Here is a 1,446-nt window from a genome sequence, read left to right as displayed (position 1 = left end):
CGGTCGTGCCCGTGGCGCCGCTCGCCGCGTCGGGGGCACCCGTCGCGCCGCTCCCGGCATCGGCGCCGGGCTGCGCGGGCGAGGGGACGGAGGCGCCGGTGGCGTCGTCGACGCACCCCGCGCCTCCTGCGTCCTCGGTCGTGGGGCCCGCCTCGGATGCGGGGTCGCCGCTCGCGAGGACCACCGTCGTCGGTCCGTCGGCCACGCCGGCCGTCGCGAGGGCCGAGGAGTCGCCTCCGGCCCAGACGACGAGGAGGATGCCCGCCAGGACGGCGGCGAGCAGCGCGGTGCAGATCACTCGGAGAGGCATGCGGGCCATCTCCTTCCGGCATCAGGTGGTCGTCGCAGATCGACCGTAGGGCGACGGAACGACGCCCGGGGGCCGTTCGGGGTACAAGTCGACGACGCCCTCACCACTATTGGGGGCGGAGGGACCGGGACCGGGGCCTCGAGAGGCACGCCCTCGGACGAGAACAGCCCCGGGTCGTGGTGACCCGGGGCTGTGGTGGAGCCGCTTATCAGAATCGAACTGATGACCTTCTCATTACGAGTGAGACGCTCTACCGACTGAGCTAAAGCGGCGGGGCCGGCCTCGGCCGGTTGCCCGTGCCTCGCGGCACGATTAGATACTGTACAGGATCAGCGGACCTCACGCGTCACGAGGCGACCGAGCTCGACGAAGCTGGCCTCCATGCGGGCGCGCAGGCTGTACCGCATGTCGCTGAGGTGGTCCACGTCGTCGTCGTCGATCCACTCGGCCCAGGCATGGCGGAGGGTGGCGATGCTGACGAGCGACACCAGGTGCGCGCGGCTGAGCAACGAGGCGTCGACGGCGTCGTCCGCCACCCCCTCGTCGGCCGCCATTCGTTGCGCGACGACGGTCGTCAGTCGCTCCTCGAAGACGCGCGTCGACGCGATGCGACGGGCCAGCAGGTCGGGGTGGGCCCGCAGCACCCGTCGGCGCAGGACGACCAGTTCGCGATCCACCGTGGCCGACTCGACGGCGTGCGTCAGCAGCTGGATCAGGCTCGACAGCACGGGCTCGTCGCGTTGGGCCACGAACCGCTCGAGGTCTCGACCGTCCGGCAGCGCGGGCGGATCACCGACGACGGCTTCTTCCTTGGAGGGGAAGTAGTTGAAGAAGGTGCGCGGCGAGACGTCGGCCCGGCGGCTGACCATGTCGACCGTCACCGCGTCGAGCCCGTGTTCGACGATGAGGTCGAGGACGGCGACCTGGATCGCTCGTCGGGTGGCCAGACGTTTGCGCTCGCGCAGACCGGGGGCGGCGTTCGGGTCGCTCATCAGGCCATCATCGCTCATGCCGCCGGGGAAAGGGGTGGACGCCCCCCGCCGATCCGGCGCTCGCGCCGGTGCCGCCGGGCCGGTGCCGCCGGCGCCGGTGTCGCCGGCGCGGGTCAGCGGGTGGCGTGACGGCTGACGACCACC

General features: G+C 72.1%; 1 protein-coding gene, 1 tRNA gene and 1 pseudogene. All 3 read right to left on the bottom strand.

Translation table 11 applies throughout. The annotated features are described in order from the left end of the window. Positions 1-310 (bottom strand): annotated as a pseudogene (locus IFT36_RS16010) (hypothetical protein); the annotation flags it as partial. A 196-nt stretch (positions 311-506) separates the two neighbouring features. Beyond that, positions 507-582, bottom strand: a tRNA-Thr gene (locus IFT36_RS16005). A gap of 57 nt (positions 583-639) precedes the next feature. Further along, the gene (locus IFT36_RS16000) at positions 640-1,302 is read right to left on the bottom strand and encodes a TetR/AcrR family transcriptional regulator (RefSeq protein WP_055971509.1); all 663 of its coding nucleotides are present in this window, start codon (positions 1,300-1,302) and stop codon (positions 640-642) included. Between the last annotated feature and the right edge of the window lie 144 nt (positions 1,303-1,446).

The sequence above is a fragment of the Frigoribacterium sp. CFBP 13605 genome (assembly GCF_014839405.1).
In the GTDB taxonomy this organism is placed as follows: Bacteria; Actinomycetota; Actinomycetes; order Actinomycetales; family Microbacteriaceae; genus Frigoribacterium.
This window is presented reverse-complemented; position numbering and strand designations above follow the sequence as displayed.

Coding starts and splice junctions, on each gene's coding strand:
- IFT36_RS16000 (WP_055971509.1), bottom strand. CDS start 1,302: ATGAGCGACCCGAACGCCGCCCCCGGTCTGCGCGAGCGCAAACGTCTG.